This is a genomic window from Bordetella genomosp. 7, from assembly GCF_002261265.1.
In the GTDB taxonomy this organism is placed as follows: Bacteria; Pseudomonadota; Gammaproteobacteria; order Burkholderiales; family Burkholderiaceae_B; genus Bordetella_A.
Genome location: NZ_NEVK01000003.1, coordinates 524,363 through 548,687, shown reverse-complemented (window position 1 = coordinate 548,687; position 24,325 = coordinate 524,363). Strand labels below are relative to the sequence as shown.

Here is a 24,325-nt window from a genome sequence, read left to right as displayed (position 1 = left end):
GTCTTTTTGTTTGGCCCGATTTTAACGGCTTGCGCGCGCCGGGGCGCAGCGCGCGCCCAACTGCTCCAGCACGCCGGGCGACCAGGGCTGCGAGCGATTGGCTTCGTAGTCCATCCAGACCAGCACCGTGCGGCCGCGGGCATAGGGGCCGCCATCGTCGTCCGCTTTTTCAAGCACCACTTCGGTTTCGAGGCTGGAACGGCCGATACGCGTGACACGATGAGTGACGCGCACCGTACTGGGGTAGGTAAAGGGCTTCAGGAAGTCGCACGACGCATGGGCCAGTATGAACCCGTGCCCCGGCGCAGGCTCCCAGTCGCCGCCGCGCAGCATCTGGATACGGGCCTCTTCCATCATGCGGAAGTACACCGTGTTGTTCATGTGATTGAAGGCATCGGCGTCGCCCCAGCGCATGGGCACGTCGGCCTGGTGGATATCGCCGACTTCGAGAATGCGGGCGGGTTTGTGATCCCGGGTCAAGGGAGGCTCCTGTCAGTGGGCGGCGCCCCGGGGCGGGAGGCGGCCGGCTGCAATACAATCGACGATATTACTTCCTTGCATCAATAGAAAGCACCATAGAGGGGATCGCTGTAATGTCCGAACGCGAATCGATGGAATATGACGTGGTGGTGGTCGGCGGCGGGCCGGCCGGCCTGGCCGCCGCGTTGCGATTGAAGCAACTGGCCACCGAGCAGAATCGCGAACTTAGCGTCTGCGTGCTCGAAAAAGGCGCCGAGATCGGTGCGCACATTCTGTCGGGCGCCGTCATGGACCCCCTGGCCCTGACCGAGCTCATCCCCGACTGGAAAGAAAAAGGCGCGCCGCTGAACGTGCCCGTCACGCAAGACCAGTTCCTGTTCCTGACCCGCACCGGCGCGCGCAGCACCCCCAGCTGGATGCTGCCGCCCTGTTTCCAGAACCACGGCAACTACATTGTGCGCCTGGGCGACGTGGTCAAGTGGCTGGGCGAACAGGCCGAGGCCGCCGGCGTGGAGATCTTCCCCGGCTTCGCCGCCGCCGAAGTGCTCTATGACGAAAACGGCGCCGTGCGCGGCGTGGCCACGGGCGACATGGGCGTGGCGCGCGACGGCTCGCACACCGATCACTACCAGCCCGGCATGGAACTGCTGGCCCGCTACACCATATTTGCCGAGGGCTCGCGCGGCCAGTTGGGCCGCCAGCTCATCGAGCGCTTCAAGCTCGACGACGGCCGCGATCCCCAGGCGTATGGCATCGGCCTGAAAGAACTCTGGGAAATCGACCCGGCCCAGTCCAAGCCCGGCCTGGTGGTGCACACCGCCGGCTGGCCTCTCGATGCCGACACCTACGGCGGCTCGTTCCTGTACCACCTGGACAACAACCAGGTGGCGGTGGGAATGGTGGTGGGCCTGGACTACGCCAACCCCTGGCTGTCGCCGTTCGATGAATTCCAGCGATACAAGACGCACCCGTCCATCCGCGGCACCTTCGAAGGCGGCAAGCGCATCGCCTATGGCGCACGCGCCATCACGGCGGGCGGCCTGCTGTCGCTGCCCAAGCTGGCATTTCCGGGCGGGGTACTGGTGGGCTGCGAAGCCGGCTTCCTGAACGCGTCGCGCATCAAGGGCAGCCACGCGGCCATCAAAAGCGGCAAGATGGCCGCCGAAGCGGCATTCGAGGCCGTGGTGGCCGATCGCCGCCAGGACGAACTGGCAGCCTACCCCGCCGCGTTCGAGTCGTCGTGGCTGCATACCGAACTGAACAAGGCGCGCAACTTCAAGCAATGGTTCAAGAAGGGCCGCACCGTTGCCACCATCATGACGGGCATCGAACAGTTGGTGCTCAAGGGCAATATCCCCTGGACCATCCATCGCACCAAGCCAGACCACGCCTGCCTGCAGCCGGCGTCCGAATGCGCGCGCATCGATTATCCCAAGCCCGATGGCAAGCTGACGTTCGACAAGCTCAGTTCGGTGTTCATCTCCAACACCAACCACGATGAAAACGAACCCATCCACCTGACGCTGAAAGACCCCACCGTGCCGGTGGCGGTCAACCTGGCCAAGTATGGCGGCCCCGAGTCGCGCTATTGCCCGGCCGGCGTGTATGAGTTCATCAAGGACGACCACGGCGAAGACCGCCTGCAGATCAACGCGCAGAACTGCGTGCACTGCAAAACCTGCGACATCAAGGACCCCACCCAGAACATCGTGTGGGTAGCCCCGCAGGGCGGAGAAGGCCCCGTCTATAGCGGCATGTAGGCCGTCATGGCCGAGCGCGTCCTTCTGGCGGGTTGCGGCGACCTGGGCCTGCGCCTGGCGCGCCGCCTGCTGGCGCGCGGGGCCGAGGTCTGGGCGCTGCGGCGTCATCCGCCGCGCGATGCCGCCGATGGCATCCGGTGGCTGCAGGCCGACCTTGCGCAGCCGGCCACCTTGGCCGGCCTGCCGGCCGGCATCACACAGGTGGCCTACCTGCCCGCGCCCGGCACGCGCGACCCGGCAGTCTATCGGGCGCTATTCCGCGACGGGCTGCCCGCGCTGCTGGGCGCACTGGACGCCGGCGCGCTCACGCGTGTCCTGTTCGTGTCATCCACGGCCGTGTACGGCGAGCATCATGGCGAATGGGTGGACGAGACCACCCCGCCCGCCCCGTTGGGCTTCAATGGCCGCATCCTGCTCGATACCGAACAATGGCTGGCCGCCCACTCTGTGCCGTCTGTCAGCCTGCGCCTGGCAGGCCTTTACGGGCCGGGCAGGCTGCAACTGATCGAACGGCTGCGCGCCGGCACGGCGCGCGCCCCGCGCCATCCGCCGCACTGGGCCAACCGCATCCACATCGATGACGCCGCCGCCGCGGCCGACCACCTGTTGGCATTGCCGCAAGTGCAGCCCACCTACATCGGCTGCGACGACACCCCTTTGCCGCTGCATGAGCTGTACGCGTGCCTGGCCAGCATGGCGGGCGCGCCCGAGCCCGGCGACGGCCCCGCGCCCGCCAACGTAGGAAGCAAGAGGCTCAGCAACGCGCGCCTGCGCGCCAGCGGCCTGGCGTTGCAATGGCCCGATTCGCGCAAGGGCTACGCGGCGCTGCTCGCCTGACCAATGGCCGTCATTTCGGCCTGCGTCGAAACATCTTGCCCGGCCTGCATCCATACTGGGGCCATGCAACCCGCCAACCCCATCGAAGCTGTGACTCACAGCGACCCGTACCCCTATTACCGGCGCCTGGCGGAACGGGCGCTACATTACGACGCCGGGCTCGGCCTGTGGATAGCCGGCGCCCCCGCCACGGTTCGCGCGGTGCTGGAACATGGCGCGGCGCGCGTGCGGCCCGCCGAGCAACCCGTGCCGCCGGCGCTCGCCGGCGAGACGGCAGGCCTGATGTTCGGCCGCTTCGTGCGCATGCGCGACGATGCCGGACGCACCGTCGTCAAGGCGCTGCTGTCGCAATATCTACGCGCCCTGCCCGATGTGCTGTCGCCCTGCTGGCCCGACATGCCGACGACAAGCGCGGCCCTGGACGACTTCCTGTTCGACGCCCCCGTGTACGCGCTGGCGCAGCGGCTGGGAATAGCGGCCGCGGACTTGCCGGCGTATGGCGCGGCCGTGCGGCGGTTTCGTCGGGCGCTGGGCGCCGCGGCCGACGCCGCGCAGGTGGCCGAGGGCAGCGCCGCGGCAGACTGGCTGCAGTCGGCGATGCTGCGGCACCTGCAAAATCCGGCGCGCGGCACGCCCCTGCGCCAGTTGCTGGACGACGCGTCCAGCGCGCTGGTTGAACCCGCCATCATCGCCGCCAACCTGGTCGGGCTGTTGTTCCAGTCGTGCGAAGCAGGAGCGGGACTGATCGGCAATACGCTGGTCGCGCTGGCGCGCAACCCCGGCCAGGCTGTCGCCGCCCGCCGCAACATGCAGTATTGCAAGCAGATCGTGGCGCGCACCGCGCAAGACGATCCGCCCATACACAATACGCGACGCTATGTGGCTGACGACATTTCGGTGGATGGCCACGTTGTGCCGGCGGGGGCCACCATACTGGTGGTACTGGCCGCCGCCGGCACGCTGGCGCCCCAAGGCGACGTGCCATGGACCTTCGGGGCCGGACGGCACGCCTGCCCCGGCCACGACCCTGCGGTATCGTGCGCGGCAGGCGCCGCAGGCCACCTGCTGGACGCCGGCCTGAAGCCCGCAGGTCTGTTGCCTGGCCTGGCTTACTGGAATTTGCCAAACGCCCGTGTGCCGCGCTTTGCGGGAAAGGCGGGGTTCGCAGGGGGTGCCGGACACTCTGGGGCGTCGTAGGTGTCTGACACCCTTCGGGAGTCAGACACCGGAACAGGTGCCCCATTCGCCGACAACGGCAGCAAAGGCTGACCGACGTTGGTGTCTGACTCCCGAAGGGTGTCAGACACCGGAACAGATGCCCCATTCGCCGACAACGGCAGCAAAGGCTGACCGACGTTGGTGTCTGACTCCCGTAGGGTGTCAGACACCGGAACAGGTGCCCCATTCGCCGGCAACGGCAGCAAGGGCTGACCGACGTTGGTGTCTGACACCCTTCGGGAGTCAGACACCGGAACCATCAAGCAATACCCCATGCGCCGGCCACCGCTGCAACGTTGGTGTCTGACTCCCGTAGGGTGTCAGACACCGCTCATCAAGCGCTCAAGCATAAAAGTCTCGCACCGCCCGCGCCGTTTTGCGGATGTCGTCGGCGCTGACATCCAGGTGCGTGACCAGCCGGGTGGGCCCGCCGTACACCGCGCGCACTAGAATGCCCTGCTCGTGCAACGCGCGCGACAAGGCTTCGGCGTCGCGCGTGAACTCGGCGAACACCATGTTCGTATCCTGCGCCAGCACCTTCACGCCATCGATGCCGGCCAGGCCTTCGGCCAGCAGGCGCGCGTTGTCGTGGTCTTGCGCAAGGCGCTCGACATGGTGCTCCAGCGCATACAGGCAGGCGGCGGCCAGCACGCCGGCCTGGCGCATGCCGCCGCCCAGCACCTTGCGCCAGCGTCGCGCCGAATCGATCAGCGCGCGGCTGCCCACCAGCACCGACCCGACCGGCGCACCCAAGCCCTTGGAAAAGCAAATAGACACGCTATCGAAGGGCGCGCAGACCTCGTGCACCGGGCGCTGCGAGGCCACTGCGGCATTGAACACGCGCGCGCCATCCAGATGCAGGCCCAGGCCATGCTCGCGGGCAAAGGCAGACGCCTGGTCGATGTAGCCCGGCGGGATCACCTTGCCCTGGAAAGTGTTTTCCAGGGCAAGCAGGCGCGTACGCGCAAAATGCGCGTCGTCGTGGGGCTTGAGCGAGGCGGCCAGCCGGTCCAGCGGCAAGGTGCCATCGGGCGCGTGCTCGACCGGCTGGGGCTGGATGCTGCCCAGCACCGCCGCTCCGCCGCCTTCGTACTTGTACGTGTGCGCCTGCTGCCCGACCAGATATTCGTCGCCACGGCCGCAATGCGCCATCAGCGCCGCCAGGTTGCTTTGCGTGCCCGACGGGAAGAACAGGCCCACCTCTTTACCGGTGCGCTCTGCCAGCGCCGCCTGCAGACGCTGCACCGTAGGATCGTCGCCCATGACATCGTCGCCCAGCGGAGCAGTGGCCATGGCCTGCAACATTCCGGCCGTGGGCCGCGTGACGGTGTCGCTGCGCAAATCGATCATAAGAACTCCAGTACCAGTAAGTAACGTCCTGCCCACGCGGGCATCAGGCCGGCTTGCGGCCCACGCCGCTCACCACCCACAGTCCGGCCAGGATCAGCGCCATGCCGCCGATCTCGGCCGCGGCGGGCCGCTCGCCAAGCATCAGCCAGGCCAGCAACGTGGCCATCACGGGCACGCCCAGGCTGGACAGGCCGGCGATGGACGCAGGGACGCGCCGCACCACCGACAACCATAGCAGCCAGCCCGCGGCGGTGGCGATCAGCACAATGTAGAGCATGCCAGCGCCCAGCTGCCACGTCCACTGCACCGGCGCCTGCGGCGCCCACAGGGCCACCGGCACGGAGGCGGCCCCGCCCATCAGCATCTGCCAGGCGGTGAATGTCATCAGGTCGGGAGCATGGCGGTTGAACATGCGTTTGGACAGCACAGTGCCCAGGCCCCAGCACAGGCCGCCGCCGGCAGCCAACAGCACGGCCGCGATGTCTCCCATGCCGCCCCAGGGCGCAATGAAACACACCAGCCCCGCCCCAGCAAGAAAAAATCCGGCAAAGTGGCGCGGCCCCGGCTTATCGCCCAGCAAGGCCCAGGCAAAAACCACGACCCAGAACGGCATGGTGTACGCCAGCAATGACACCGTGCCTACTGCGCCGGTGACCAGCGCGGTCTGTACGCAGAACTGGAACGCGGCCGTCTGGGTCAGCCCAGTGCAAAGGGTCAGCCCCCACGACGGCATCGACAAGGGGCGGCGCAGCATCGCCAGCAACGCGAACAACACCGCGCTGCCGCTCAGGTAGCGAACCGCCACGAAATCGAACGGACCGATATACGGAACCACCCATTTCATGGCGACCCAACTGCCGGCCCACACCACGATGGTGGCAAACATCAGGGCCAGGCCCCTGCGGTCGTAGCTGCTGCTCACGGCGCACGCCCGCCTGCTACCCCCACGCGCGGCGCTTCATAGCGCCAGGTCAGGCGCCAACCCGGCCGCCCCCGGCGGCCACGGCCGGGTTGCGTGGCGGCACATCAGACCTGCTTGGCCAGCTGGTCGAGGATCGCGGGGTTTTCCAGCGTGGACACGTCCTGGGTGACTTCTTCCCCCTTGGCCACGGAGCGCAGCAGGCGACGCATGATCTTGCCCGAGCGGGTCTTGGGCAGGTTGTCGCCGAAGCGGATGTCCTTGGGCTTGGCAATGGGGCCGATTTCCTTGCCGACCCAGTCGCGCAGCTGCCGGGCGATGGCTTGCGCCTCGTCGCCCTCGGGACGCGCGCGCTTGAGCACCACGAACGCCACCACGGCTTCGCCGGTGGTGTCGTCGGGACGCCCCACCACGGCGGCCTCGGCCACCAGCTCGTGCGAGACCAGCGCGGATTCGACTTCCATGGTGCCCAGGCGGTGGCCGGACACATTGAGCACGTCGTCGATGCGGCCCATGATCCAGAAATAGCCGTCGGCATCGCGCTGCGCGCCGTCGCCGGCGAGGTAATAGCCGCGCAGTTCAGGCGGGAAATAGCTTTTCTTGAAGCGTTCGGGGTCGCCCCAGACTGCGCGGATCATGGACGGCCACGGGCGCTTGATGGCAAGGAAGCCGCCCTTGCCGGGTTCGACCTCGGCTCCCGTTTCGTCGACCACGGTGGCGGCGATACCCGGCAACGGCAGCGTGCACGAGCCCGGCTTGGTGGGTGTGGCCCCCGGCAACGGGTTGATCATGTGGCCCCCGGTTTCGGTCTGCCACCAGGTATCGACAATGGGGCAGCGTTCCTGGCCCACGTTCTTGTGGTACCACATCCAGGCCTCGGGGTTGATGGGCTCGCCTACCGTGCCGATGATGCGCAGGCTGTCGAGGTTGTAGTTGCGCGGATGCGTGGAAGGCGTGGCCTCGGACGCCTTGATCAGCGAGCGGATGGCAGTGGGCGCCGTGTAGAACGTCGTGACCTTGTGCCGGGCGATCATGTCCCAGAACCGGCCGGCATCGGGATAGGTGGGCACGCCCTCGAAGACGATCTGGGTCAGGCCGGCGGCCAGCGGGCCGTAGGTGATGTAGGTGTGGCCCGTGACCCAGCCCACGTCGGCCGTGCACCAGTAGACATCGTCGGGGCGGGCGTCGAAGGTCCATTTCACCGTCATCAGCGCCCAGAGCAGATATCCGCCCGACGCGTGTTGCACGCCCTTGGGCTTGCCAGTGGAACCGGACGTATACAGGATGAACAGCGGATGCTCGGCATTGACCGGCACCGGCTCGCAGGTGTCGGGCTGGCCCGCTTCGACATCGTGCATCCAGAGGTCGCGGCCCTCTTTCCAGGGAATATTGCCGCCGGTGCGCTTGTAGACGACGATTTTGGTCACGGCGTCGCATCCGCCCATGGCAATGGCATCTTCGACCGCAGGCTTCAGCGCGATGTGGCGGCCGCCGCGGATCTGCTCGTCGGCCGTGATGACCAGCGACGCGCCCACGTCGACGATGCGTTCCTGCAGGCTCTTGGCCGAAAAGCCGCCGAACACCACCGAGTGCGTGATGCCCAGCCGCGCGCACGCCTGCATGGACACGACCGCCTGGATCGACATCGGCATGTAGATGATGGCGCGGTCGCCCTTTTTGTAGCCCAGCGATTTCAGGCCATTGGCGAAGCGGCACACGCGCGCCAGCAATTCGCGGTAAGTGACCTTTTCTACCGTGCCGTCGTCGGCCTCGAAAATGATGGCGGTCTTGTCGGCGTTGCCGTTGCTGATGTGCTTATCGAGGCAGTTTGCCGAGACGTTGAGCTCGCCGTCGCCGAACCAGCGGTAGAACGGGGCATCCGATTCGTCGAGCACCTGCGTGAAGGGCTTGGCCCAGGTAAGGTGTTCGCGCGCCATGCGCGTCCAGAACCCGTCGAAGTCCTGTTCGACCTCTTGGCAGAGCGCGCGGTAGGCATCCATGCTGTCGATGCGCGCGCCTTCGGCGGCGCGTTGGGACGGCGGGAACACCCGCTTTTCGACCAGGACGGATTCGATGGTATTGGACATGCTTGTCTCCGGTTTCGTGATTTGGCAAATTATGACCAGCTGCCTATGCCCAACCGTATCGCCGCGCTCTTACGGGCACCTTACGCGGCAGGCGGGCACAGGCGCCGCGGCCCGTGTGGCCGGCGGCGACTTTATTAGGATACCAGCCGCTGCCAGGCAGGTTCAGCCCTGCAGCGCTTTCCTGGCCAAGCCGCGCCGGATATCGACGCGCGACAGCAGGATCAGCCCGCCCACGAAGAACAGGCCGGTGACCAGAATGGCCAGGCGATGGTTGCCGCCGGTCAGCCAGGTGACCACGCCGTAGGTCAGCGGCCCCACCACGGCGGCGAGCTGCACTGCGAAGGTCCACAAGGCGTAGAACTCGGCCAGCCGCGCGGATGGCGCCAGCGCTCCGACCATGGCGCGGCCCGCGCTCTGGCTGGTGCCCATGCACAACCCGGCCAGGATGGCCGCGGCCCAGAACACGGCAGGCGTCACGGCGGCATAGGCCACCAGCACCATGACGATCCAGCCGGCCAGCGTGACCGCCAGGGCGCGCTTGTGGCCGATGCGGTCTTGCAGGTAGCCGAAGCCGAAGGCCCCGCCAGCCGCGCCGATATTGACCGTGAACACCAGCAACATGATCTGCGGCAGGGTGAACCCCATGACCTGCTCGGCATATACCGCCGCCAGCGTGATGACGACCGCGATGCCGGCCTGGTAGCAGGCCCCGCACATCAGCAGGCGGCGGAATTCGGGGTAGTGCGCGCCCGTGTCGCGCCACGCCGCGGCAAGGCGGCGCAGCATGTTGGGCGCCCGCAGCGCCATGTCGTGCGGCACCGCCCGCTCGCGCAGCAGGAAAAAAGACGGCAACGCGGCCAGCGCGAACACCACTGCGGTGATGACGATGACCCACGGCACATACTGCGCGGCCTGCATGCCGCGCGCCTCGCCGAACGTCACGAACGCCAGCGACAGCCCCAGCGTGAGCATGCCCCCGCAATAGCCGAAGCTCCAGCCCCATCCGGACACGCGCCCCAGCGCCGCAGGCCGGGCCAGCTCGGGCAGAAAGGCGGCCACCACGGACTCGCCCACGCAATAGCAATAGTTGGAAAGCGCCACGGCGGCCAGCGCCAGCCAGACGTCGCCGGGCTCGGCCTGGGTCAGCACCAGGGTCGCGGCCACGCAGCCGACGGTGCTGGCGAACAGCAACCGCCGCTTGGCCGCCCGCGCATCGGCCCGCGCCCCCAGCGCCGGCATGGTGAGCATGATGGCCAGGTACGACAACGACAATGCCGCCGTCCACGCCAGCGTGGCCCAATCGGCGCGCTGGCCCACCACGCCCACGAAATACGTGCTGAACACGGTCGTGAGGATGACGGTGGTGTACCCGGAATTGGCGAAGTCATACATCGCCCAGGCCCAGATCTCGCGACGCCGGACTCCGGGGTTGAGCAGGTTCGTCCAGCCCGCAGCCGGGCTGCCGGCCGCAAGGCCGGCCGGCTCGGCTGGCAGGGGCCGCGTCACAGTCCCAGTGCCGCGATGCCGACGCGCGCGATATCGGCGTCTTCGGAAGATTTCACGCCCGACACGCCCACCGCGCCGACCACCGTGCCGTTGGCCACGATGGGCACGCCCCCTTCGAGCATGCCCTGCAGAAGCGGCGCCGAAAGGAAGGAATACCGGCCGTTGTTGATGTTCTCTTCATAGACGCGCGACTCGCGCCGCCCCAGCGCGGCGGTTTGCGCCTTGGCCGGCGCGATGTGGCCGGAGATCGGCGGGGCGCCATCCAGGCGCAGCAGACCCAGCGCATGTCCGCCATCGTCGACCACGGCGATGGTCACGGCCCAGCCGTTCTTTGCGGCGTGCGCCTCGGCGGCGGCCAGGATCTTCTTGACGTCTTCGGCGGTCAGTGCGGGTTTGGTGTTCATTGCAGCGATTCCTTTATTTGCTCGAGAGAGGACGGATCTTCGATGGTGGTGAGATCGCCGGGGTCGCGCCCTTCGCAGACGGCCACGATGGCCCGGCGCAGCACCTTGCCGGAACGGGTCTTGGGCAGGGCCGCCACGAAACGGATGCGCGCCGGCCGGGCCACGGCGCCCAGCTGCTCTTGCACCACGCGCATGATATCGCCTTCGAGCGCCAGGGCGTCGTCGGGCGTGGCGGCCATAGCCGGATTCTTCAGCACCGCAAACGCCACGGCCGCCTGGCCTTTCAGCGTGTCGGCCACCCCAACCACGGCACATTCGGCCACTGCCTGATGGCTGTTGATGGACTCTTCGATTTCGCGGGTGCCCAGCCGGTGGCCCGCGACATTGATCACATCGTCGGTGCGCCCCAGAATGAACCAGTAGCCGTCGTCGTCCACGCGCCCCCAGTCGAACGTGGAATACAGCTGGCGGCCCGGAATGGACGAGAAATAAGTCTGCACGAAGCGCTCGTCATCGCCCCAGACGGTGGACATGGCGCCCGGCGGCAGCGGCGGCGCGATGGCCACCACGCCTTTTTCATTGGGTGCAAGATCTTCGCCCGTGGTTTCGCTGACGATGCGCACATCGAAGCCATAAACCGGAAACGACGGGCTGCCGAAGCGCGTGGGCACGCGCTCCACGCCAGGCTGGGCCGACAAGATGGGCCAGCCCGACTCCGTCTGCCAGTAGTTGTCGATGATGGGCTTGCCCAGGCCCTGCGAAATCCATTGCGCGGTGGGCTCGTCCAGGGGTTCGCCGGCCAGGTACACGGCGCGCAGGCTGGAAAGATCGTGGCGCGACAGCAGTTCCGGGGCCTGGCGCTTGAGCACCCGCACGGCGGTGGGCGCGGAAAACAGTGTATTGACGCCGTAGCGCTCGACCAGCTGCCACAACACAGCCCCGTCCGGGCGCACGGGCGTGCCTTCGTACAGAATGGTGGCCTGGCCGCCTATGAGCGGCCCATAGACAATGTACGAATGGCCCACCACCCAGCCGATGTCGCTGGTACAGAAATACGTGTCGCCCGGCTTGCCGTCGAACAGATATTCCATCGACGCCGCCAGCGCCACTGCATAGCCGCCTACGTCGCGCTGCACGCCCTTGGGTCGGCCCGTGGTGCCGGACGTATACAGGATATAGCTCGGCTCGGACGATTCGAGCCACTGGACCGGCACGTGGGCGCCTTGATGACGCGCGCGCAGTTCGCCATAGTCCAGGTCGCGGCCCGGCTGGCGCTCGGCGTCTGCCAGGCCGCGGTCCACCACGATGACCGAGCCCGGCGGGTGCGCGCACAAGGCCAGGGCCTTGTCGAGCAAGGGCTTATAGGGCACTACCTTGCCCGCCCGCGATCCGGCGTCTGCCGACACGATGACCTTGGGCGTGGCGTCGTCGATGCGTTGCGCCAGATTCACCGAGGCGAAGCCCCCGAACACGACCGAATGCACCGCCCCAAGCCGGGCGCAGGCCAGCATGGTGAACACTGCCTCGGGCACCATGGGCATGTACAGCAGTACCCGGTCGCCGCGCCCCACCCCCTGCTGGCGCAGCATGGCGGCCACCGCGTTCACCTCTTCGTACAGCTCGCGGCGCGTATAGACGCGCTCGCGATCGACCTCGGTAGACACCCAGATCAGCGCCGGCCGGTCGGCCTGCTGGGGCAGCCACCGATCGACGGCGTTGTAGCAAAGGTTGGTATGGCCGCCGACGAACCAGCGGGCGAACGGCGGGCGCGAAAAATCGAGCACCTGCTCGAACGGGATTTCCCAATGGATGCGCTCGGCCTCGGCGCGCCAGAATGCGTCGCGATTGTCGATAGAGCGGCGATGGAAGTCGCGGGTTTTCTGCATGCGTGTCTCCGTTGACGGACGTGCTCTCCGTAAGCGGGCGTCTTCGGCCTCTAACGGCGTATTTTGGCCGCTAAAGCTTGCACCAGGCTTGCCTTGCGAATTGGGGAATTCCCCATGTGCGGCCGCGCCGCAATGCCGGTCATTTGCTAGAATCGCGGCCACTTCCATCACGATCCGTGGGGCCAGGCGCCTCGCTCAGGCGGGCATGCAACGGTATTTCACCGCAGCGCACGATAAACCCTACCGCGGCCAGCCCGGCCGGCGGGCGTGGCTGCTGGCGCTGTGCCTGGCCTTGGGCGGTTGCGCCGCGCCTGAACTGCGGCCCGTGGCCGACCCCGGCATCCTCGACGCCCAGGATCTGGCCGCGGCGTCTGCGTCGGCCGACCCGATCGGCGCGCTCGTCACGCGCAAGCTGACCCGCCAGCAACAGGCCGCCCATGAGCCGCTCATCAGCGCCGCCCTGGACCAGCTGGGCGTGCCCTACCGGTACGGCGGCTCGTCTCCCGACACGGGCTTCGATTGCAGCGGGCTGGTGTCGTATGCGGCGCAGCAGGCCCTGGGCATGAAGCTGCCGCGCAGCAGCTCGGCCATTGCGCTGATGGGAACCTCGATAGAAAAAAAACAGCTGCAGCCCGGCGACCTGGTGTTCTTCAACACCCTGGGCCGGCGCTATTCGCACGTGGGCATCTACCTGGGCGACAACCGCTTCGTGCACTCGCCCAGCGCGGGCGGTGTGGTGCGCATCGAGAAAATGACCCTGACCTACTGGGCCAAGCGCTATAACGGGGCGCGCCGCCTGGACATCGACCGGCTGGCCGCGGCGCCCGCCCGCTAGCGCGGATTGCGGCCCACGTCGGCCGCGCAGGCCGGGTGTGGCCCGGCCCCACCCTTCTGGTCAATGCATCGTGCACAGGCCGCATTGCTGCAATGCCTGCTTCATGCTGCAGACCGACCGGCGGCAGGCCACGACGCGGATGCCGCCGCGCTGCGCGGCGTTGCGGAAGGTCTTCATTACGTTGTGCCCCAGGAAGTCGGTCAGCAAAATGACCAGCTGGGTGCCCGAAGGCAGCTGCAGCGTTTTCTTCTGGTGCGACGGATCACGACCGCTGATGTGGTGCGTGATAGCAATATTGTGGCCCTTGAGCAGCTCGGGGATATTGCCCAGCCTGTCTGCTCCCACTACTACCGCACTGAGTGCTGATGTCATGATGTCTGTCCCGGATTCGTTGAACCGGAGTTAATGATAATGATTCCTATTTTTTAGTCAACTTAAATGAGATCGGTTCTTATTTAATTATTTTTATCGCCCTGCTCCCGGGCATAGCATCGACCGTGCCAGGGGCAAAAAAAAACCGGCCCGCAAGGGGCCGGCTGGCAGACTGCGCAATGCGGAATCAGGCGCCCTGGCCCTGCACCGCGTCGGCGACCACATCGCGCGTGAGCGCCGGGGCCATCATTTCCAGAAAGGTGTAGACGTAATCGCGCAGAAAGACTCCCGCCTTCACGCCTACGCGCGTGGTGTGGGTGCCGAACAGGTGCCCCACCGGCAGACCCACCAGGTTGGCGTCACGGCGCGGGTCATACGCCACGCCGGCGATGATGCCTATGCCCAGCCCCACATCGACATAGGTCTTGATGACGTCGGCATCGATCGCTTCAAGCACGATGTCGGGGTGGATGCCCTGGCTGGCAAACACTTCGTCGATGGTGGTGCGGCCGGTAAAGGCGCGGTCGTAGGTCACGATGGGATGCTCGGCCAGCTGGGCCAGTGTCAGGTTGCGCGCTTCGCTGCTGGTCAACTCGCACAGGGGGTGGTCCGGACGCACCACGACCGTATGTTCCCACGTGTACACCGGCAACGTCGCCAGGCCAGGCGTCAGCGCCAGGGATTCCGTGGCCACGGCCAGGTCGGCCTGTTCATGCAGCACCATCTCGGCAAGTTGCGCGGGACTGCCTTCGGCCAGCGACAGGTGCACCTTGGGAAACTGCTTGCGGAAAGCGGGAATGACGCGCGGCAGCAGGTATCGGGCCTGCGTATGGGTGCAGGCGATGACCAGGCCGCCTTCGTCACGGCGGGCGAACTCGTCGCTGACCTTCTTCAGGTTGTCGACTTCGCGCATGATGCGGTCGATTACCTGCGACACGGCCAGGCCCGGCTTGGTCAGGCCCTTGATGCGCTTGCCGTGGCGTTCGAAGATCTTGATGCCCAGCTCGTCTTCGAACTCGATGATGGCCTTCGAAACACCGGGCTGCGACGTATACAGCATGCGCGCGGCTTCGGTCAGGTTGAAGTCGCGCCGGATGGTTTCACGTACAAAACGGAATTGCTGCAGGTTCATAGTGGCCCCTGTTAGAGGGCCAATTATAAGTAATATAGAACCAGCTCTATATTATTTATAGTAATAACTATACACCGAGGGGGTGTCTGACACCGACGGTGTCAGACACCGGAACCGGGCAACGGGGAACGCCCCGGACGGTGACGAGCGGCGGGGGGTGTCTGACACCGTCGGTGTCAGACACCGGAACCTGGCAACGAGGAACGTCCCGGACGGCGACGGGCGGCGGGGGTGTCTGACACCGATGGTGTCAGACACCGGAACAGCCGGAACCGCCGGCACAGCGGCGATCCGACGCCCGCGGGCGCCGGATCGCCGCGCGGTTCAGCGCATCGAGATGGTGGTGTTCACCGCACGGCCATGGGCAGACCAGCGGGCCGTCACCGTCTTGGTCTGGGTCCAGAACTGTACGGCCTGCTTGCCGTTGGGCCCCAGGTCGCCCAGCTTGGATCCGCGCGAACCGGTAAAGCTGAACCACGCCACGGGCACCGGAATGGGAATATTGATGCCCACCTGCCCCACGTCGATATTGTTCTGGAAGTAACGCGCCGCGCCGCCGTCCTGCGTAAACAACGCGACGCCATTGCCGTTGGGGTTGCGGTTGATGAACGCCACCGCTTCTTCCAGCGTGTCGACTCCCACCACGCTCAATACCGGACCGAACACCTCTTCGGTGTAGATCGTCATGTTTTCGGACACGCCATCGAACACCGTGGGCCCGACGAAGTTGCCTTTCTCGAAGCCCGGCACCTTGATGTTCCGGCCGTCCAGCAACAGTCGGGCGCCCTCGTCCACGCCCTTCTGGATCAGGCTTTCGACGCGTTGCCGGGCGCCGGGCGACACCAGCGGCCCCAGGTCGGCCTCGCGGTCAGTGCCGGCATTGACCTTCAGGCGCTTGGCGCGCTCGACGAAATCCGGCAGCCAGTTGCGGGCCTCGCCCACCAGCACGGCTACCGATGCGGCCATGCAGCGCTGCCCCGCCGCGCCAAAGGCGGCACCCAGCAACTGGTTCAGCGCGACTTCGGGATCGGCGTCGGGCAGGATCACGCAATGGTTCTTGGCGCCCATCATGGCTTGGCAACGCTTGCCCGCATCGGACGCGCGACGGTAGATTTCCGACCCTACTCGCGTGGAGCCGATGAACGAGACGGCCTTGATGTCCGGATGTTCGCACAGGCCGTTGGCGATGTCGGGCCCGCCGTGCACCACGTTCAGCACGCCCGGCGGCAGGCCGGCCTCGAGCGCCAGCTGCGCCAGGAACAACGACGACGACGGATCCTGCTCGGAAGGCTTGAGCACAAACGTGTTGCCGCAAGCCACGGCAATCGGGAACATGAAGCAAGGCAGCATCACCGGGAAGTTGAACGCCGTGATGCCCGCGCATACGCCCAGCGGCTGCACCAGCGTGTAGACATCGATGCCGCCCGCGGCATTTTCTGCGTATTCGCCGAGCTGCAGGCTGGCAATCGAGCACGCGTGCTCGACCACTTCCAGGCCGCGGCCGACTTCGCCCTCGGCGTCGGGCAGCGTCTTGCCGTGTTCGCGCGTAATCATTTCGGCCAGCTTGCCGGTGTTCTCGCGCAGCAGCTGCTGCAGCTTCAGCATCACGCGCATGCGGGCGCCCTGCCCGGTATTGCGCCAGGTCTGGAAAGCCTCTTTGGCATTGGACACCGCCAGGTCCAGTTCTTCGCGCGTGGCGAATGGCACCCGGGCCACTACTTGCTGGGTGGCCGGGTCGATCACGTCGCGCCACTCCGAGGTTTTGGATTCGATCAGCTTGCCGCCGATCAACAGCGGTACGGTGGGGACTGCACTCATGGGGGTTGCTCCTAGTAAAAGACGGGATGCGGCCGGCCCCAGGAGCCGGCCCCCCGGCCTGCCCCCGGCAGCCGCTTTACGGTTTCAGCAGCGGGCAGGTGGAGTCGGCCAGCGGCTGGAAGGCCTCTTCGGCGGGAATCGTGGCAACCAGCTTGGAATAATCCCAGCCGCCCTTGGATTCACCGGGCTTTTTCACTTCGTACAAATACATGTCGTGGATCACCCGCCCATCCGGGCGGATGCTGGCGTTGCGCATGATCGGATCTTTGATCGGCAGCTCGCGCATCTTGTCGGCGACCACCTTGCCGTCGGTGCTGCCCGTGGCGGCCACGGCGCGCAGATAGTGCAGCACGCTGGAATACACGCCCGCCTGCGTCATGGTCGGCTTCAGGCCGCGGAACGCCTTTTCAAAGCGCGCCGACCAGTTGCGCGTGGCATCGTCGTAATCCCAGTAGAAGCCATCCACGTACGACAGGCCCTGCGCGTTTTCCAGCCCCAGCGCGCGCAGGTCCGACAGGAAGATCAGCAGCGACACCAGCCGCTGCCCGCCTTCCACGATACCGAACTCGCGCGCCTGTTTGACGGCATTGACCGTATCCTGGCCGCCGTTGGACAGCGCCACGACCTGTGCTCCGGAGCTTTGGGCCTGCAGCAGGTACGAGGCGAAATCTGGCGCGTTCAGGGGGTGGCGCACCGAGCCGGCCACTTCTCCGCCCAGCGCCTTTACAGCCTTGGACGTATCGGCTTCCAGCGAATGGCCGAACGCGTAGTCCACGGTAATGAAGTACCAGGTCTTGCCGCCGGCCCGCACCGTGGCCTTGGCGCCGCCGGCCGATTGCGAATACGTGTCGAACATCCAGTGAAAGCCGAGCGGCGAGCATTCTTTGTTGGTCAACGCCGTGGTGGCCGGACCGGAAAACAGCACCACCTTGTTTTTCTCGCGGGCAATGCCCTGCACGGCCAGCGCCACCGCCGAATTGGTCAAGTCCGCGATGGCGGTCACGCCGTCACGGTCGAACCATTCGCGCGCCCGGGCTGCGCCCACGTCCGCCTTGTTCTGGTTGTCGGCGGAAACCAGTTCGATCGTCATGCCTTTGCACTCGGCGGCCAGGCAATCGTCGATGGCCAGCTGGGCAGCGGCCACCGAGCCGGGGCCTCCCATTGCGGCATAGGTTCCCGACATGTCGGTAAGGACACCGATTTTCACGGCCGGCTTGTCGGCCGCCACGGCTGGACCGGCCAGCAAGGCGCCCAGGCATAACCCGGCGGCCAGCCCGCGAGCGTGCATCGTCATGTTTGTCTCCGGTGAATTATTAGTGTTGTCGCCCGGGCTTTGCAGCCGCCCGAGGGCTGACTTAGTGTAGATGTGTAAAAATCCCCAGGCAACAGCACAAATTGCACATTCGTTGTGCATAAATGCCCAAAGGAGCCCGCTTTGCTGGATTGGGATGGATTACGGTATTTCCTGGAGGTGGCCCGCACCCAGCGCATCAGCGCCGCGGCCCGCCGGCTGGGCGTCGAGCACACCACGGTGGGGCGCCGCATACGCGCGCTGGAGGCGGAACTCGACACACTGCTGTTCGAAAAATCGCGCAGCAGCGGCTTCATGCTGACCGAAGACGGCCAGCGCCTGTTCGTCTATGCCGAACAGATGGAAAGCGCCATGCAGAGCGCGCGCGAAAACCTGTCGGGTATCGGCCAGGCCCTGTCGGGCCATCTGCGCATTGGCGCGACCGAAGGGTTCGGCAGTTATGTGCTGACCCCGCTGGCTGCCGACTTCCAGCGCCGCTACCCGCACATCACGCTCGATATCCTGCCGGTACCCCGGTTTGTCAGCCTGTCCAAACGCGAGGCCGACCTGGCGATCACCATCGAGCGCCCGCAACGCGGACCGTATGTGTGCACCAAGCTGTGCGACTACACCCTGCGCCTGTATGGCACGCCCGAATACCTGGGCCGCCACGCCCCCATCGCCAGTCGCGCGGACCTGGCGGGCCACACCTTCATCGGTTATGTGGACGAACTGCTGTTCAGCGAGCGCCTGCGCTATCTGGAAGACCTGTTGCCGGACAGCCGCGTCGTGCTGCGCAGCACCAGTGTCGTGGCGCAATACCATGCCGCGCTGCAGGGGCGGTCTCTGGCCATCCTGCCCTGCTTTATCGCCGCACAGGATGCGCGGCTGCTGCCCGTGCTGGAGAACGACGTCATCATCACCCGCAGTTTCTGGATGTACTGCCACGAGGACTTGCACAAGCTCAAGCGCATGTCGGTGCTATGGGATTTCATGCGGCGTTCGATCGCCCGCAATGCCCCCCTGCTGGCCGGCCGCCGCGGCGCCATGCGCTACCTGCCGTAGCGCGGGCTCAGGCTGCCTGGCGCGGCGCTTTCACGCGCAGGCGGCGTATCAGCAAATAGGCCGCCAGCGCCAGCACCACCGCGTGCACCGCCCACACGCCTACCCCGAACGGCAGCTTGCCGCTGCTGATCCACGCGCGCGACAGGTTGATCACGTTCATGTAGAGCAGGCCCACCAGCCCGGCAATCAGCAGGTCGCCCGACCGCCCCAGGCGCGGATTGACCGCACCCAGCGGAATCGCCAGCAATGCCAGGTTCAGCGCGGCCAGCGGCAGTGAAATCCGCCACATGATCTGCGCCCAGGCGCTATCGGTATCGTCGGCAATCAGCTGCATGGTGGGGCGGGCCTTGCTGGACCGCTCTGCGGCCGCGCGGGCTTCGGCCAACGGGTCGCCCGACTTGCTTTCCAGACGCATGCCATAGCGGTCGAAATCCACCAGGCGGATCTCGGGCGTGCCCGGCTTCAGGTCGTAGCGGTGCCCCGCGCCCAGCACCAGGAAGCGGTCGCCGTTGGGTTCGGTTTCGATGCGCGCGCTGCTGGCGGTCATGACGCTATGCCATTCGGGCCCTGTCTCGCGCGCGAACACCGCGCCCAGTTCGTCGCCCTCGCGCGTGGGCTCTTCGGCAAAGAAAACCCGCTGGCCATCGCCCGATTCGGCGAACTGGCCGGCCGTGACTTTGGAAAGGTCCGAACGCTGCTCGAAGCGTTCGCGATATTCGGCGATCTGGCGATACGCCCATGGCGACGCCAGGAGCGTCAGCACTGCGACGAGCGCCGCCGTGGGCAGCGCCACGCGCATCACGGGTCGCAGCCAGTCGGCGAGCGACAGGCCGCTGGCGAACCACACCACCATTTCGGATTCGCGATAGTTGCGCGTAACGGTAGTAAGCACCGCAATGAACAACGACACCGACAACACCGTGGGCAATGCGGTAATCGTGGAAAAGGCCGCCAGGCCAAGCACGACGTCGGCCCCGATAGTGCCCCCTGCCGCCTCGCCCAGCAATCGCACCAGCAGCACGCTGAGCCATACCACCACCAGCGTCGAGAACACCACGCCCGCGTGGCTGGTGATCTCGGCGACGACAGACCGTTTGAATAGAGACATGTGAGAATATGCGGGATAATCAACCGCACTGCACCACGCACACGGGAATCCTCCATGGAATTTAGCACACAGACCACAGCTTCCCTGCATCAAATCAAGACAGCCGCGCTGGGCATCGGCGTGTATGCCGACGGCGAACTCAGCCCGGCCGCCGATGTCATCGATCGCGCCAGCAACAGCGTCGTGCGCCAGGTCGTCAAGAACGAGTTCCGCGGTCGCGCCGGCGCCACCCTGGTGCTGCGCGCGCTGCCCGGCGTGTCGGCGCAGCGCATCGTGCTGGTGGGCCTGGGCAAGCAAAGCGACTACAACGCGCGCGCGCATTCCGCCGCCGAACAGGGGTTCGCGTCGGCCTGCGTGGCGGCCCGCATCACCGAAGCGGTGTCCACCCTGGCGGCCAACCCCATCGCCGACGTTCCGGTGCGCGCCCGCGCCCGCGCGGCCGCCATCGCCGCCGGCGCGGCCACCTATCATTACGATGCCACCCTGGGCAAACCCGATCGCGACGCGCGGCCCAAGCTCAAGAAAATCGTGCAAGTGGTCGAGCGCAGCGACGCCACCCAGGCCCAGCAAGGCCTGCGGGAAGGCGGCGCCATTGCGCGCGGCATGGAACTCACCCGCACGCTCGGCAACCTGCCGGGCAATGTCTGCACCCCCACTTACCTGGGCGAAACCGCCAGGAAGCTGGCCCGTGAATTCAAGTCGCTGAAAGTTGAGGTGCTCGACCGCAAGCAGGTCGAAGCCCTGGGCATGGGCTCGTTCCTGTCGGTGGCGCGCGGCTCCGACGAGCCGCTGCGCTTTATCGTGCTGCGCCACACCGCCAAGGCCGCCAAGAAGTCCAAGAACGGCCCGGTCGTGCTGGTGGGCAAAGGCATCACGTTCGACGCCGGGGGTATTTCGCTCAAGCCTGCGGCCACGATGGACGAAATGAAGTACGACATGTGCGGCGCGGCCAGCGTGCTGGGCACCTTCCGGGCGCTGGCCGAACTCGAATTGCCGGTCGACGTGGTGGGTCTCATTGCCGCGTGCGAGAACCTGCCCAGCGGCAAGGCCAACAAGCCGGGCGACATCGTCACCAGCATGTCGGGGCAAACCATCGAAATCCTCAACACCGACGCCGAAGGCCGGCTGGTGCTGTGCGACGCGCTCACGTATGCCGAACGCTTCAAGCCATCGGCCGTGATCGACATCGCCACGCTCACCGGCGCGTGCGTGGTGGCGCTGGGCCACGTCAACACGGGCCTGTTCACGCAAGACGACGCGCTGGCGGACGCACTCCTGGCCGCGGGCCGGCAGGCGCTCGACCCGGCCTGGCGCATGCCTCTCGAAGACGCCTACCAGGACCAGCTCAAGTCGAATTTCGCCGACATCGCCAATATCGGCGGCCCGCCGGCCGGTTCCGTCACGGCGGCCTGCTTCCTGTCGCGCTTTGCCAAGGCGTATCGCTGGGCTCACCTCGACATCGCGGGCACCGCCTGGCGCGGCGGCAAAGACAAGGGCGCCACGGGCCGCCCCGTGCCGCTGCTGATGCAGTTCCTGCTCGACCAGGCCTGACGTGAACGCGCCGGTATCCACGCCGCGGCTAGCCCGCCCGGCCGCCCATCCGGCGGCTGGCGCGGCTCGCGCCGCGGCGCCGGCCCGGCGCCGGCTTGTTCCATGACCCGTATCGACTTTGCCTTCGGCGCCCCGGATCGCCTGCGGGCCGCCTGCCATGCCGCCCGCAAGCGCTACCAGGCAGGCCAGCAGCTGGTGGTGTATTGCTCGGACAGCGTCCGTCTGGCCGCGTTCGACCGCATGTTGTGGGCCTTCGACGACATCTCTTTTGTGCCCCATGTGCTGGCCACGGATCCTCTGGCCGCCGACACGCCGGTCACGCTGACCGCCGCCACACCCAGCCCGGCCGGTCGCGACGAATGCTGGCTGCTCAATCTGGACGACGCCTGCCCGCCTGGGTACGATGCATTCATGCGCGTACTGGAAATCGTATCCGACGACCCTGCCGATCGGCAGGCGGCACGCCAGCGGTGGCGCGCCTACGTCGCCGCCGGGCATACGCCCCACAGCCACGACCTGGCCGGCCGCGCGTCCTAGGCCGCCATCCGGAGCCCCGCATGCCCCACCACTATTCCGACCCTGGCATTCCTACGCTGACGCAGCGGGCCGAGCCCACGCTGGGCTCCACGCAGCCCGCGCCGGCAGAGCAGGCCCGCCCCCAGCCCCAGGTGCCCATCCTGACCCAGGTCACCGATACACCGTCTTCGGCGCTGCCATCGGATGCGGCCGGCGGAGCCGACGCAGCCCATGCCGCCTGGAGCGCGGCGGCGGCTGCCGGAACCGCCACGGCCGGCGCCGATGCAGTATTGCGCTCGGCCCTCCAGGCCGAGCTGGAACAGGCCTTGCAGCACGCCATCGACGACGCGGCGGCCGGACTGCGGGCCCGCATGGAGGCCGAACTGCCCGCCTTGATCGAGCGCGCCGTCCGTGCCGTGCGCCCGGGCTGAATCCATGCCTGCCGCCCCCGTTGTCCGCTATGCGAGTGGATTTTTCAGGGAACTGTAAGGTATCCTAGCTATCTAATTGCACAGGGCAAACCGTTAGCCGCCCACAGGAGCCGTTTATGAACGAATACCGTCCTTCCCCCTTCAACCGCTCAGGCGCGTACGCCGGCACGGCTGGCGAGGTCGTGCGCAACAAAGTGTTGCGCAATACGTACTGGCTGCTGGCGCTGTCGCTGATCCCCACCGTGCTGGGCGCGGCCGTCGGCCTGCAGACCGGCGTGAACCAGATCATGATGACCAGCCCCGGGCTGTCCGCCATCATCTTCCTGGTCGGCGCCTTCGGCCTGATGTTCGCCATCGAGAAAAACAAGAACAGCTCGCTCGGCGTCGTGCTGCTGCTGGCCTTTACGTTCTTCATGGGCGTCATGCTGTCGCGCCTGCTGGGCTTCGTGCTGGGCATGGGCAACGGTGCGCAGCTGGTCATGACCGCGTTCGGCGGCACGGCCGTCGTGTTCGGCACAATGGCCACGCTGGCCACCACCATCAAGCGCGACCTGTCCAGCATGCAGAAATGGCTGTTCACCGGCGCCGTGGTCATTCTGGTGGCGGCCCTGGCCAACATCTTCCTGCAAATGCCCGCGCTGATGCTCACGATCTCGGTCCTGGCCATCGTGATCTTCTCGGCGTTCATGCTGGTAGACCTGCAGCGCGTGGTCAACGGCGGCGAAACCAACTATGTTTCCGCCACGCTGGCCATCTACCTGGATGTCTACAACGTATTCTCGAACCTGCTGATGCTGCTGGGCATCTTCGGCGGTGACCGCGAATAACCTGCCACGGCAACCGGCAATCCTGGGGGCCCGCCATGTGCGGGCCCTTTTCCTTTGCCGCCCGCGCTTTCCCTGCGCGTGGGCACGCCGCGGCCGCGATGCGTCACGGGCTGCCGGCCGGCGGCCGCCATCGGCGGGCAATCAGGCGTCGGCCCGCAGCCCCATGGACACGCTGCCGCCCGTGGTTCATCATGGGCGCTTCCTTACGCTACACGAGCACCCGCATGCCCCAACGCCGCCACGCCCCGGCCTCGTTGCCGTTTGCCGCCGCACTCGCCGCAGCGCCCCTTGCGGCCGCGCTGTTTGTACACGATGCCCACGCCAGCTCGCCGGCCGCATGGCAGCAGCAAGAAGACAAGGCGCTGCGCCTGTGCGCACAGGCCTCGGGCCTGGGCAGCACCGAACAAGTGGGCATGCCCATGCAGTTCGACGACCAATCCGGCCAGACCGCGCTGCTGATCCGAGGGCGGGCGCCGCAGCCCCACATGCAAGGGGCGGCGCAAACCCTGCTGTGCCTGGTCGACCGCCGCACCCATCGCGCCAGTGTGGTCGAATGGGCCGGCTCCCCCAGCCCCGCCGACGCGGCCGCGCCGCAACCCATCGTGGTGCCGCTGGGAGCAGGGCCTGCCTCGATTGTGGTCGCCCAGGAAACCGCCGAGCCTGCCTCGATCGGCACGTACAGCGTGCGTCTGTACCGCGACTTGTCTGTCGGCGACTATGCCGATGGCATCATCCGCCCGCGCGACGGCGAATTGCGGCAAGCGGAATTCAAAGACATGGACGGCGACGGGCAGCCCGAGCTGGCCGTTACGCTGGTAACCGCCGGGTCGGGCAACTACCTGACGGTGGACGTCTACAAGATCCTGGATGGGCAAAAGCTGCAGTGGATGCCGGAGCTGTCGAAAACGCCCTGAGGCCCGCAGCGGCAAGGC

General features: G+C 66.7%; 22 protein-coding genes. 10 read left to right on the top strand and 12 right to left on the bottom strand.

The window, feature by feature from the left end; translation table 11 throughout:
• Positions 1-21 precede the first annotated feature (21 nt).
• A complete protein-coding gene (locus CAL19_RS05000) occupies positions 22-480 on the bottom strand; it encodes an acyl-CoA thioesterase (protein WP_026640397.1) in 459 nt (152 codons plus the stop codon).
• Between the two features lie 113 nt (positions 481-593).
• Between CAL19_RS05000 and CAL19_RS04995 the strand changes: the two genes are divergently transcribed.
• The 3 genes from CAL19_RS04995 (at position 594) to CAL19_RS04985 (ending at position 4,274) form a co-directional block, all read left to right on the top strand.
• Positions 594-2,240 (top strand): electron transfer flavoprotein-ubiquinone oxidoreductase, encoded by a 1,647-nt coding sequence (locus CAL19_RS04995; protein WP_038852467.1) that lies wholly within the window; start codon positions 594-596, stop codon positions 2,238-2,240.
• A 6-nt stretch (positions 2,241-2,246) separates the two neighbouring features.
• The gene (locus CAL19_RS04990; RefSeq protein WP_094796166.1) at positions 2,247-3,077 is read left to right on the top strand and encodes an NAD-dependent epimerase/dehydratase family protein; all 831 of its coding nucleotides are present in this window, start codon (positions 2,247-2,249) and stop codon (positions 3,075-3,077) included.
• Between the two features lie 63 nt (positions 3,078-3,140).
• A complete protein-coding gene (locus tag CAL19_RS04985) occupies positions 3,141-4,274 on the top strand; it encodes a cytochrome P450 (RefSeq protein ID WP_141214358.1) in 1,134 nt (377 codons plus the stop codon).
• 363 nt (positions 4,275-4,637) lie between these two features.
• Here the strand turns inward: CAL19_RS04985 and ltaE are convergent, their stop codons facing one another.
• The 6 genes from ltaE to CAL19_RS04955 form a co-directional block, all read right to left on the bottom strand.
• Positions 4,638-5,645, bottom strand: coding sequence for a low-specificity L-threonine aldolase (gene ltaE, locus CAL19_RS04980; protein WP_094796164.1), 1,008 nt, complete (start codon positions 5,643-5,645; stop codon positions 4,638-4,640).
• A gap of 43 nt (positions 5,646-5,688) precedes the next feature.
• Positions 5,689-6,567 carry a DMT family transporter gene (locus CAL19_RS04975; RefSeq protein WP_283162335.1) on the bottom strand — a complete coding sequence of 293 codons (879 nt, stop codon included), beginning with the start codon at positions 6,565-6,567 and terminating at the stop codon, positions 5,689-5,691.
• 104 nt (positions 6,568-6,671) lie between these two features.
• Positions 6,672-8,651, bottom strand: a complete 1,980-nt coding sequence (gene acs, locus CAL19_RS04970) for an acetate--CoA ligase (protein ID WP_026640391.1) — start codon at positions 8,649-8,651, stop codon at positions 6,672-6,674.
• A 162-nt stretch (positions 8,652-8,813) separates the two neighbouring features.
• Positions 8,814-10,157 (bottom strand): MFS transporter, encoded by a 1,344-nt coding sequence (locus CAL19_RS04965; protein WP_094796163.1) that lies wholly within the window; start codon positions 10,155-10,157, stop codon positions 8,814-8,816.
• Positions 10,154-10,561 carry a heme-binding protein gene (locus CAL19_RS04960; RefSeq protein WP_026640389.1) on the bottom strand — a complete coding sequence of 136 codons (408 nt, stop codon included), beginning with the start codon at positions 10,559-10,561 and terminating at the stop codon, positions 10,154-10,156. The genes CAL19_RS04965 and CAL19_RS04960 overlap by 4 nt, the downstream gene beginning before the upstream one ends.
• Positions 10,558-12,615 (bottom strand): propionate--CoA ligase, encoded by a 2,058-nt coding sequence (locus CAL19_RS04955; RefSeq protein WP_283162334.1) that lies wholly within the window; start codon positions 12,613-12,615, stop codon positions 10,558-10,560. The genes CAL19_RS04960 and CAL19_RS04955 overlap by 4 nt, the downstream gene beginning before the upstream one ends.
• A 37-nt stretch (positions 12,616-12,652) precedes the next feature.
• Between CAL19_RS04955 and CAL19_RS04950 the strand changes: the two genes are divergently transcribed.
• Positions 12,653-13,282 (top strand): C40 family peptidase, encoded by a 630-nt coding sequence (locus tag CAL19_RS04950; RefSeq protein WP_094796161.1) that lies wholly within the window; start codon positions 12,653-12,655, stop codon positions 13,280-13,282.
• A 60-nt stretch (positions 13,283-13,342) separates the two neighbouring features.
• On the opposite strand, the gene CAL19_RS04945 is transcribed toward CAL19_RS04950, so the two are convergent.
• The 4 genes from CAL19_RS04945 to CAL19_RS04930 form a co-directional block, all read right to left on the bottom strand.
• A complete protein-coding gene (locus tag CAL19_RS04945; protein ID WP_026640386.1) occupies positions 13,343-13,654 on the bottom strand; it encodes a DUF2325 domain-containing protein in 312 nt (103 codons plus the stop codon).
• A 187-nt stretch (positions 13,655-13,841) separates the two neighbouring features.
• The gene (locus CAL19_RS04940; protein ID WP_026640385.1) at positions 13,842-14,786 is read right to left on the bottom strand and encodes a CysB family HTH-type transcriptional regulator; all 945 of its coding nucleotides are present in this window, start codon (positions 14,784-14,786) and stop codon (positions 13,842-13,844) included.
• 324 nt (positions 14,787-15,110) lie between these two features.
• Complete coding sequence (locus tag CAL19_RS04935; RefSeq protein WP_026640384.1) at positions 15,111-16,604, bottom strand: CoA-acylating methylmalonate-semialdehyde dehydrogenase; 1,494 nt, start codon at positions 16,602-16,604, stop codon at positions 15,111-15,113.
• 76 nt (positions 16,605-16,680) lie between these two features.
• Positions 16,681-17,898: an ABC transporter substrate-binding protein gene (locus tag CAL19_RS04930; RefSeq protein WP_094796160.1), complete on the bottom strand. Its 1,218-nt coding sequence runs from the start codon at positions 17,896-17,898 to the stop codon at positions 16,681-16,683.
• 141 nt (positions 17,899-18,039) lie between these two features.
• Here CAL19_RS04930 and CAL19_RS04925 point away from each other — a divergent pair, with 141 nt between their 5' ends.
• Positions 18,040-18,960, top strand: coding sequence for a LysR family transcriptional regulator (locus CAL19_RS04925; RefSeq protein WP_026640382.1), 921 nt, complete (start codon positions 18,040-18,042; stop codon positions 18,958-18,960).
• Positions 18,961-18,967: 7 nt separating this feature from the next.
• Here CAL19_RS04925 and lptF read toward each other — a convergent pair whose 3' ends face one another.
• On the bottom strand, positions 18,968-20,068 hold the full coding sequence (gene lptF / locus CAL19_RS04920; RefSeq protein WP_094796159.1) for an LPS export ABC transporter permease LptF: 1,101 nt from the start codon (positions 20,066-20,068) through the stop codon (positions 18,968-18,970).
• A 54-nt stretch (positions 20,069-20,122) separates the two neighbouring features.
• Between lptF and CAL19_RS04915 the strand changes: the two genes are divergently transcribed.
• The 5 genes from CAL19_RS04915 (at position 20,123) to CAL19_RS04895 (ending at position 24,307) form a co-directional block, all read left to right on the top strand.
• Entirely contained in the window at positions 20,123-21,619 is a 1,497-nt protein-coding gene (locus CAL19_RS04915) for a leucyl aminopeptidase (protein ID WP_094796158.1), read from the top strand.
• A 102-nt stretch (positions 21,620-21,721) separates the two neighbouring features.
• A complete protein-coding gene (locus tag CAL19_RS04910) occupies positions 21,722-22,156 on the top strand; it encodes a DNA polymerase III subunit chi (protein ID WP_026640379.1) in 435 nt (144 codons plus the stop codon).
• 20 nt (positions 22,157-22,176) lie between these two features.
• The gene (locus CAL19_RS19670) at positions 22,177-22,566 is read left to right on the top strand and encodes a hypothetical protein (protein WP_094796157.1); all 390 of its coding nucleotides are present in this window, start codon (positions 22,177-22,179) and stop codon (positions 22,564-22,566) included.
• Between the two features lie 116 nt (positions 22,567-22,682).
• Positions 22,683-23,393, top strand: a complete 711-nt coding sequence (locus CAL19_RS04900; protein WP_026640377.1) for a Bax inhibitor-1/YccA family protein — start codon at positions 22,683-22,685, stop codon at positions 23,391-23,393.
• Positions 23,394-23,617: 224 nt separating this feature from the next.
• Entirely contained in the window at positions 23,618-24,307 is a 690-nt protein-coding gene (locus CAL19_RS04895) for a PliI family lysozyme inhibitor of I-type lysozyme (protein WP_094796156.1), read from the top strand.
• Positions 24,308-24,325 lie beyond the last annotated feature (18 nt).